Origin of the sequence: Jatrophihabitans sp. (genome assembly GCF_051960575.1) — a bacterium.
Lineage (GTDB): Bacteria > Actinomycetota > Actinomycetes > Mycobacteriales > Jatrophihabitantaceae > JBQCEE01.
Map to the genome: position 1 here is coordinate 1 of NZ_JBQCEE010000432.1, position 9,555 is coordinate 9,555.

Here is a 9,555-nt window from a genome sequence, read left to right on the forward strand (position 1 = left end):
TGGTCGGACCGGTGGAGCGGACTAGTGGCCCGTCGCCCGGCGACGCAGCCAGAGCGTGCCGCCGGCGCCACCGGCGATCAGCACCAGACCGAGCCAGAGCGGTGAGATGCCACCGTCGTCACCGGCCGGGCCGGCCTTGCCCGCGTCGACCTTGATCGGCGTGCCGGGGGTCGTCGTCGGCGGGGTGGTCGGCGGCGTGGTCACCGGCGCCGCGGCGCTCGGGCCGACCGTCGCGGTGGCCAGGTTCAGCCGCACCAGCGGGTCGCCGGCAGCGAGCGGCGTCGCACCGCCAGCAGCGCTCAGCAGGTCGATGCGCAGCGCCGTCTCCTGGAAGGTGCCGCCGGCCGTGGCCTGCAGGTTCGTGGTGATGTCGAGGACGCCGGACAGCGCGTCGGACAGCGTCGTGAGCAGGCCGCCGAGCGCGCCGGTGACCTGACCGACGGCGTCCGTCAGCGCCTTGACCGCGCTCTTGAGGCCGGTGGTGAGTGTCCCGGTCGGGCCGAGAATGGTGCTGAGCAGCCCGCTGACGTCCACCGTGGCGACGGTGATCTTGAGGCAGCCGGTCGTCTGGCTGCCGCTGCAGAACACGAGCAGGTCGGTCGCGGTCTTGACCGCACCGTCGACAAGATTGCTGATCAGCTGCGGGATCTGGTTCGCGAGGGCGGTGCCGAGCTGCGCCAGCGGCTTCGTGTTCGGCGTGGCGCAGAAGTCGAGACCCGCGGTGCCGAGCAGCTTGGCGAGGTCGACGTGCACCTTGCCGGTGGTGAGGTCGATCGAGATCGAGCCGTCGGGCGTCGAGACCTTCGTCAACTGGTCGGTGATCGAGGTGATCGTCGGGATGCCGCTGATGTCCAGCGTGCCGGCGGGCAGCGGCACCGGCAGACTCGCCTTCGCCGTGTTGATGACGCCAATGAGCGTCGCTTCGAGCGTGTTCAGACCCGACAGCGCCGTGGTGACCTGGCCGACGATGCCGGCGATCGCCGGGCTGGTGAGGTCGAGCGTGAGGCCGGCGACCGTGCACGTTCCGGTCTGCGTGGCGGCAGGCAGCGCCGACTGCGCCGCCTTGGCGGTCACGGCGCCAAGGTTCAGCGAGAGCGACGCGAGGTCGTTGAGGGCACCCTTGGTCAGCGTGCCGAGGTCGAGCCCCAGGCCGGCGGTGCTGGCCGCACCCTGCGAGCTGCCGTTAGCCCGCGCCGTGACCTTCTGCTCCACGAGGCCGCCGAGCGTGAGACCCGGCACGGCACTGGTGAGCGAGCCCTTGACCTGGCCGAGCGGCACGGTGAGCGCGTGGTTCAGCGCGCTGACGTCCGGGGTGACATCCTTCGAGACCGGCGCGCCGCCGTAGTTCTTGGCCTCGGTGCCGGCCGCCTGGGCGATCGTGTCGAGACTGGTGCCGGCGATGGTGCCCGACAGGACGCGTCCGGAGGACTGTGACAGCGCGGTCCCGCCGGAATCCGCCGTGGCGGCCTGGGCCGGCGCAGCGGCAGCCACGAGCATCGCACCGGCGGCGGTGGCGGAGAGCCCCACACGAAGGGCACCGCGAACGTTCACTGACTCTCCCATGATCGTCGGCCCGGCTGATGACGCAGAGCGACCGAAATCGTGATCTTGATGGACAGAACGTGGTCAGCCTAGAAGCAGGCGAAACGCGCCGCCATTCGGACAGAAGTTAACCACAATCCAACATCGGACGCCATCCGGCCCGACTGAAGGGCATCACTCGGTCGAAGGCTCCGCCTCGTCCTCCGGCTTCGCGTCGACGCCCGCCTCCTTGCGCTGCTCCGGCGTGATCGGCGCGGGCGCGGCGGTGAGCGGGTCGTAACCGCCGCCGGTCTTCGGGAACGCGATGACCTCGCGGATCGACTCGCTGCCGCTGAGCAGCGCGACGATGCGGTCCCAGCCGAAGGCAAGGCCGCCGTGCGGTGGCGCGCCGTAGCTGAAGGCGTCGAGCAGGAAGCCGAACTTGCGCTGCGCCTCCTCGTCCGAGAGGCCCATGATGCGGAAGACGCGCTCCTGGACGTCGCGGCGGTGGATACGGATCGACCCGCCGCCGATCTCGTTGCCGTTGCAGACGATGTCGTAGGCATAGGCCAGCGCCGAGCCGGGGTCGGTGTCGAAGGTGTCGAGCGACTCCGGCTTCGGGGAGGTGAAGGCGTGGTGCACGGCCGTCCAGGCCCCCGCGCCCACCGCGACGTCGCCCGCGGCGACCGCCTGGGCGGCCGGCTCGAACAGCGGCGCGTCGACGATCCAGACGAACGACCAGGCCGACTCGTCGATGAGTCCGAGGCGACGGCCGATCTCGAGCCGGGTCGCGCCGAGCAGGCTGCGGGCCGACGCGGTCGGTCCGGCGGCGAAGAAGATGCAGTCACCGGGCTGCGCGCCGACGTGCTCGACGAGCCCCGCCCGCTCCGCGTCCGACAGGTTCTTGGCGACCGGCCCGCCGAGCTCGCCGTCGGGCTGCACGAGCACGTAGGCCAGGCCGCGGTGACCGCGCTGCTTGGCGAACTCCTGCCACGCGTCGAGCTGGCGGCGGGGCTGGTCGGCGCCTCCGGGCATGATGACCGCGCCGACGTGCTCGGCCTGGAAGACGCGGAACGGCGTGTTCTCGAAGTACGTCGTGCAGTCGACCAGCTCGACACCGAAGCGCAGGTCGGGCTTGTCGCTGCCGTAACGGGCCATCGCCTCGGCGTACGGCATGCGGGCGATCGGCGTGGCGATGTCGTAGCCGATCAGGGCCCAGAGCGACTTCAGCACGGCCTCGGCGACGGCGATGACGTCGTCCTGCTCGACGAAGCTCATCTCGAGGTCGAGCTGCGTGAACTCCGGCTGCCGGTCGGCGCGGAAGTCCTCGTCGCGGTAGCAGCGGGCGATCTGGAAGTACTTCTCCATGCCGGCGACCATGAGCAGCTGCTTGAACAGCTGCGGGCTCTGCGGCAGCGCGTACCAGCTGCCCGGGCGCAGCCGCGCCGGCACCAGGAAGTCGCGCGCACCCTCGGGGGTGCTGCGGGTGAGCGTGGGCGTCTCGATCTCGACGAAGCCGAGGTCGTAGAGGGTCTCGCGGGCGGCGCGGTTGACCTTGCTGCGCAGGCGCAGCGCGTTCGCGGGCGCCGGGCGGCGCAGGTCGAGGTAGCGGTACTTGAGCCGGGCCTCCTCGCCCACCTCGCTGTGCTCGTCGACCTGGAACGGCAGCGGCGCGGCCTCGTTCAGGATCGTCAGCGTCTCGGCGACGACCTCGACCTCGCCGGTCGGGATGGCCGCGTTCACGTTGCCGGCCGGGCGCTGCCGCACCTCGCCGGTCACCGCGACGACCCACTCGTTGCGCAGCGCGTGCGCCTCGGCGCTCTCGCGCAGCACCACCTGCACATGCCCGCTCGCGTCGCGCAGGTCGATGAACGTCACGCCGCCGTGATCACGCCGGGTGGCCACCCAGCCGGCGAGCGTGACGGTCTGGCCTGCGTCGGACGCGCGCAGCGTCCCTGCGTCGTGGGTGCGGATCACGCGTCCGATCCTTCCATCCCGCCCCAACCGCCGAGTGGTGGGTTATCAGCCGAGTGGCGGGTCATATCCCGCCACTCGCGCCGGAACCCACCACTCGGCCGAGGTCGGCGATGGGACGGAACTCGTCGGCGGGACGGCGGCGCCAGAACGGGTCGCGCTCGTCGAGCAGGTGCCGGACATACGGAGCGATGCGCCACGGACGCTGGAACACCTGCACCGACCCGAACGTCACCAGCTTCCAGCCGTGCTCGTCCACATCGAGCCCGCGGGTGATGTCCTTCCGCAGCCGGTCAACCCCTGCGTGATCGGCGCCGTTGTACTCGAGTGCCAGCCGCGCGTGGGGGTACTGGGCGTCCGGCTCGGCCAACCAGCCGCCGTGAACGTCGTGGATCGCGACGTTCACCTGTGGCCACGGCAGACCACCAATCACGAGATGACAGCGCAGATGACTCTCCGGACGGGACCGGGACCGCTCGTCCAGCAGGTCGAACGCCGCGCGTGCGCGGGTGACACCGCGCTGCCCCCGGGCGGCTCCCAGCGCGGCGATGAGCTGCTCCCGCCCGACGCCGCTGCGCAGCACGGAGTCACCGACCGCCACGAGGTCCTCGATCGCGAGGGTGGCACCGAGATCGACCCAGATCTTCTCCATCCTCAACACCGGCAGGCCGCCGACCTCGACCACGTCGCCCGGGCGCAGCCGCCGGCGTCGTACTCGGATCTCGGCCCGCTCGGAGTGCGCCAACTGGTTCGCCGCCGTCGACAGCCGCGAGACGGCGAACTCGGGACGTTCGTCAGGACGTGGCGACGGCACCCAGAGCCCGTGGGCCCGCGCCCCGGTGAGGCCACCGAGTGCGGTGCGTTCCGGCAGGACGTCCAGGTACGCGGCGCAGCGGTCGTCGATCGCCTCGACCGATGCAGCCGGACGGTGCAGTCCCCGACCGAGTCGCTCCAGTTCGGCCATGGCGCCGGAGTCTGCCTCGTCCAAACGGCCCCGAGCCCGTCGTCCACAGACCGATCGATCGAGTGGTGGGTTGTGCGGCGAGTGGTGACTCAGAACCCACCACTCGGGCCCGAACCCACCACTCGGCAGCTTCAGCCAGGACCGAGGACGGTGGGGCGGAGGTCGTCGGCGGGGGGCGTCCAGGTCGCGGGGTCGGCGTCGACCTGCTCGCCGCTGCGGATGTCCTTCACCTGGTGCGAGCCGTCGGCAGAGGCAGGGAACCAGACGAACGGGATGCCGCGGCGCTCGGCGGCGCGGATCTGCTTGCCGAACTTCTGCGGGGACGCCGCCACCTCGGCCGCGATCCCCCGCCGGCGCAGCGCCTGGGCGATCGCGTCGGACTCGCCGCGCGTCTCCTCCGCGGCCAGCGCCACGAGCACCGCCGAGGGCACCGGGCGCGACCCGCGCAGCACCCCCTGCTGCAGCAGCGGCATGAGCAGGCGGGTGACGCCGAGCGAGATGCCGACACCCGGGTACGTCGAGCGCCCGTCGGACGCGAGCGCGTCGTAGCGTCCGCCCGAGCAGACCGAGCCGAGCGACTCCCAGCCGGCCATGCGGGTCTCGAAGACGGTGCCGGTGTAGTAGTCGAGCCCGCGCGCGATCCGCAGGTCGGCCTCGACGGTGACGCCCTCGATCGCCGCGCAGCCGGTGAGCACCGCGGCGAGCTCGTCGAGGCCCCGGTCGAGCAGCTCGTGCTCGACCCCGAGTGCGCGCACCTGCTCGACGAAGGAGGTGTCGGTGGCCCGGATGTTCGCGAGCGCGACGCACTGCGCCGACTGGCCCGGCGTCAGCCCGGCGTCGTCGACCAGCAGCCGCCCGATCACCTCGGCCGGCACCTTGTCGATCTTGTCGATGGTGCGCATGACGGCCGGGACGTCCGGGGCCCCGATGCCGCGGTAGAAGCCCTCGATGAGGCGCCGGTTGTTCACCTGCAGCCGCAGCGCCGGCAGGAACTCGAGGGACGCGAGCGCCTCGGCCATCACGCGGGCGACCTCGACGTCGTGGTGGAAGGGCAGCGTGTCCTTCGCGACGACGTCGATGTCGGCCTGGACGAACTCGCGGTACCGCCCGGCCTGCGGTCGCTCGCCGCGCCACACCTTCTGGATCTGGTAGCGCCGGAACGGGAACTCGAGGTGCCCGGCGTTGTCGAGCACGTACCGCGCGAACGGCACGGTGAGGTCGAAGTGCATGCCGAGTTCGGCGTCGTCCGAGTCGCTGTCGGCGTGCAGCCGGCGCAGGACGTACACCTCCTTGTCGATCTCGCCCTTGCGCAGCAACTGCTCGAGCGGCTCGATGGCGCGCGTCTCGAGCGGGGCGAAGCCGTGCAGTTCGAAGGTGCGGCGCAGCCGGTCGAGCACCTCGAGCTCGACGAAGCGCTCGGACGGCAGCAGTTCCGGGAAGCCGGAGAGGGAGGTGACGGGCATCAGGTGAGTTCCAGGAGGAAGGGGTTCGAGCGGCGCTCGCGGCCGATGGTCGTGGACGGGCCGTGCCCCGGATGGAGCACCGTGGCGTCCTCCATGGGCAGGACGACCCGGCGCAGCGAGTCCTCCATCGCGGCCATCGACCCGCCCGGCAGGTCGACGCGGCCGATGGAGCCGGCGAAGAGCAGGTCGCCGGTGAAGGTGACCGGTTCGTCATCGGTGACCAGGTCGAAGACCACCTCGCCCGGCGAGTGGCCCGGCGCGTGCCGCACGGACAGCTCGAGGCCGGCCAGCGCCAGCGCGGCGCCGTCGGTCAGCTCGCGCACGTCGTCGGGCTCGGCGAAGGTGAGCGAGCCGAACAGCGGGGTGCCCCTCGGCATGCCGATCCCCGACCACGGGTCGGCGAGTTGGGCGCGGTCGCCCGGGTGGATCCAGGCCGGCACGCCCTTGGCCTGGCACACGGGCAGCACCGAGAAGGTGTGGTCGAAGTGCCCGTGGGTGAGCAGCACGGCCACGGGGTGCAGGGCGTTCTGCTGCAGCACGTCGTCCAGCTGACCCTGCACGCCGATGCCCGGGTCGATGACGATGCACTGCTCGCCCGGCCCCGGGGCGACGATCCAGCAGTTGGTGGCGGTGACGTCGGACGGGATGCCGGCGATGAACACGACGGCCAGCCTATCCACCGGCCGGTGCCGCATAGCCGACGCTCATCCCGGCCTCCGTAGACTTCCGCGCGGATCTCCGCCGATCCGGTGATCGGCTCCCCCGCCGTGTCCGAGCAGTGCGTCCCGAAAGGCAGCCGACCCGTGCCGACCCAGAAGCAGCAGCGTGAGGCCGCGCGTCGTCATCTCGAGCGCCAGCTCAAGGCCCGCCAGGAGCGCGCGGCGCGCCGGAAGCGGATGACCCTCATCACCTCGATCATCGGGACGCTCGTGGTGATCGCGCTGGTCATCGTCCTGGTCGTCACCACCACCGGCAACGACTCGAAGAAGGACACCGCCGCCGGCAGCGGCATCGGCCGCTCGTCGTCGCCCGGCACCTCGTCGGCCGCGCCGGCGCCGTCGAGCTCGGGCACGGCGTGCGACAACAGCAACCCGACCAAGGTGACCGTCCACCGCGCCAAGGGCGCGAAGGTCACCTTCGACGGCGTCACCGTCGAGGGCGCCGCCGACCTCACCGGCAAGCCGGTCGTCACCGCGTCGAACAAGACCCAGGCGACGAAGCTCGCCGTGAAGGACCTCGTCGTCGGCACCGGCAAGGCCGCCGGCCCGACGTCGTGCGTGACGATCCAGTACGACGGCGTGCTGTTCACCGACGGCAAGGAGTTCGACTCGTCCTGGAACCGCGGCGAGACCGCGCAGTTCCCGCTCACCGGGGTCGTCCCCGGCTTCACCCAGGGCATCGGCGGCACCACGGGCGTCGCCCCGATGAAGGAGGGCGGCCGCCGGATCATCATCGTCCCGGCCGCGCTCGGCTACGGCTCGCAGGCCTCGGGCAGCATCCCCGCCAACTCGAGCCTGGTGTTCGTCGTCGACCTCAAGAGCGTCGACGGCTGACGTGCCCGGTTCCCCGCGCCGCGGTCCGATCGCGGCGGTCGTCGGCACGCTCGTCGTGCTCGCGGCCGTCATCGTCGCCGTCGCGATCAGCAACCATTCGTCCGGCGGCACGAAGTCGGGCGGCCGCAACCCGACGGTCGCCCAGACCGGCGACCACGCCTGCGACTGGCAGCCCCAGTCGCCGGCCGCCCGCAGCGTGCAGCGTCCGCCGTCGTCCGTGCTCGCCACCGCCACCGTGACGCTCCGCCTCACGACCTCGCAGGGGCCGCTCACCCTGACCCTCGACCGCGCGAAGGCGCCGTGCACGGTCGCCGACATCGTGTCGCTCGCCGACCAGGGCTACTACGACGGGACGCACTGCCACCGCCTCGTCACCGAGGGCATCTACGTCCTCCAGTGCGGCGACCCGAACGGTGACGGCAGCGGCGGGCCGGGCTACACGATCCCCGACGAGGCGACCGGGGCCGAGCAGTACCCCGCGGGCACCGTGGCCATGGCCCGGACGGCCGAACCGCACAGCGGCGGCAGCCAGTTCTTCATCGTCGACCGCGACTCGCCGAGCCTCCAGCAGGGCCTGGGCACGCTGCAGTACACGGTCTTCGGCCGGGTGACGAGCGGCTTGGACGTGGTCACCAAGGTCGCCGCCGCAGGCACCACCAACGGCTCGCCGGACGGCCCGCCGAAGCTGCCCGTCGACATCAGCAAGGTCGCCGTCGGCTGACCCCTCCCCGACCGCGATGATCACGCACGCAGGCACACCCTGGCGTGCATGAGCGCGAGATCATCGGGGTCCGCGGGCTACTCCCCCGCGTGCACGCGGTACACGTCGTAGACGCCCTCGACGTTGCGGATCGAGCGCAACAGGTGCCCGAGGTGCTTGGCCTCGGCCATCTCGAAGGTGAACCGGCTGATCGCGACACGGTCGCGCGACGTCGTGACGTTCGCCGACAGGATCGACACCCGCTCGTCGGACAGCTGCCGGGTGACGTCCGAGAGCAGGCCGTGCCGGTCGAGCGCCTCGACCTGGATGGACACCACGAACGTCGAGTCGACCGACGGCGCCCACTCGACGTCGACCAGCCGCTCGGGCTGCTCGAGCAGGGACGCGGCGTTGGTGCAGCTCTTCCGGTGCACCGACACCCCGCCGCCGCGCGTGACGAAGCCGAGGATCTCGTCGCCGGGCACGGGCGTGCAGCAGCGGGCCAGCTTCACCCACACGTCCGAGACGCCCTTGACCACGACCCCGGCGTCACCGCCGGTCGGCCGGCGCGAGGTGACCGGCACGGTCTCGATCGACGGCAGCGTCGCCTCGGCGATGTCCTCGACGGCGCCCTCGCTGCCGCCGAGCTGGGTGACCAGCTTCTGGACGACCGCCTGCGCCGAGACGTGCCCCTCGCCGATCGCCGCGTACAGCGCGGAGATGTCGGCGTAGTGCATGTCCTTGGCGAGGGTCAGCAGCTGGTCACCGCCGAGCAGCCGCTGCATCGGCAGCGCCGCCTTGCGCATCGCCTTGGTGAGCGCGGCCTTGCCGGCGTCGATGGCGTCCTCGCGCCGCTCGCGGGCGAACCACTGCCGGATCTTCGTGCGCGCCCGCGGCGACTTGACGAACGACAGCCAGTCGCGCGACGGGCCCGCAATCTCGGCCTTGGACGTGAAGATCTCGATCGTGTCGCCGTTGTCGAGCACCGACTCGAGCGCCACGAGCTTGCCGTTGACCCGCGCGCCGATGCAGCGGTGGCCGACCTCGGTGTGCACCGCGTAGGCGAAGTCGACCGGCGTCGAGCCGCTCGGCAGCGCCATCGCGTCGCCCTTCGGCGTGAAGACGTAGACCTCGCTGCCGGCGAGGTCGAAGCGCAGCGAGTCGAGGAACTCCTCCGGCTCCTGCGCCTCGCGCTGCCAGTCGAGCAGCTGGCGCAGCCAGCCCATCTCCTCGTCGATGCCGCCGGGCGTCGCGACCGCGCCCTTCTGCTCCTTGTACTTCCAGTGCGCCGCGATGCCGTACTCGGCGCGGCGGTGCATGGCGTGCGTGCGGATCTGCAGTTCGACCGGCTTGCCGCCCGGACCGATCACCGTCGTGTGC

At 71.7% G+C, this 9,555-nt stretch carries 8 protein-coding genes; 2 read left to right on the forward strand and 6 right to left on the reverse strand.

The annotated features are described in order from the left end of the window. Positions 1 to 21: 21 nt before the first annotated feature. The 5 genes from ACTHMS_RS24265 to ACTHMS_RS24285 all read right to left on the reverse strand — a co-directional run bounded on the left by ACTHMS_RS24265 (position 22) and on the right by ACTHMS_RS24285 (position 6,584). The gene (locus ACTHMS_RS24265; RefSeq protein WP_440309226.1) at positions 22 to 1,527 is read right to left on the reverse strand and encodes a choice-of-anchor G family protein; all 1,506 of its coding nucleotides are present in this window, start codon (positions 1,525 to 1,527) and stop codon (positions 22 to 24) included. 189 nt (positions 1,528 to 1,716) lie between these two features. After that, on the reverse strand, positions 1,717 to 3,498 hold the full coding sequence (gene aspS / locus ACTHMS_RS24270) for an aspartate--tRNA ligase (protein ID WP_440309227.1): 1,782 nt from the start codon (positions 3,496 to 3,498) through the stop codon (positions 1,717 to 1,719). A gap of 61 nt (positions 3,499 to 3,559) precedes the next feature. Next, complete coding sequence (locus ACTHMS_RS24275) at positions 3,560 to 4,459, reverse strand: hypothetical protein (protein ID WP_440309228.1); 900 nt, start codon at positions 4,457 to 4,459, stop codon at positions 3,560 to 3,562. 131 nt (positions 4,460 to 4,590) lie between these two features. Next, positions 4,591 to 5,925, reverse strand: a complete 1,335-nt coding sequence (gene hisS / locus ACTHMS_RS24280) for a histidine--tRNA ligase (RefSeq protein WP_440309233.1) — start codon at positions 5,923 to 5,925, stop codon at positions 4,591 to 4,593. Continuing rightward, positions 5,922 to 6,584 carry an MBL fold metallo-hydrolase gene (locus ACTHMS_RS24285; protein ID WP_440309229.1) on the reverse strand — a complete coding sequence of 221 codons (663 nt, stop codon included), beginning with the start codon at positions 6,582 to 6,584 and terminating at the stop codon, positions 5,922 to 5,924. Before ACTHMS_RS24285 ends, hisS begins: the two co-directional genes overlap by 4 nt. A 141-nt stretch (positions 6,585 to 6,725) precedes the next feature. Here ACTHMS_RS24285 and ACTHMS_RS24290 point away from each other — a divergent pair, with 141 nt between their 5' ends. Together ACTHMS_RS24290 and ACTHMS_RS24295 are read left to right on the forward strand one after the other, a co-directional pair. Next, complete coding sequence (locus ACTHMS_RS24290; protein ID WP_440309230.1) at positions 6,726 to 7,475, forward strand: FKBP-type peptidyl-prolyl cis-trans isomerase; 750 nt, start codon at positions 6,726 to 6,728, stop codon at positions 7,473 to 7,475. Position 7,476: 1 nt separating this feature from the next. Continuing rightward, on the forward strand, positions 7,477 to 8,196 hold the full coding sequence (locus ACTHMS_RS24295) for a peptidylprolyl isomerase (protein WP_440309231.1): 720 nt from the start codon (positions 7,477 to 7,479) through the stop codon (positions 8,194 to 8,196). 77 nt (positions 8,197 to 8,273) lie between these two features. On the opposite strand, the gene ACTHMS_RS24300 is transcribed toward ACTHMS_RS24295, so the two are convergent. Next, a partial coding sequence (locus ACTHMS_RS24300; RefSeq protein WP_440309232.1) for a RelA/SpoT family protein occupies positions 8,274 to 9,555 on the reverse strand: 1,282 nt, incomplete at its 5' end.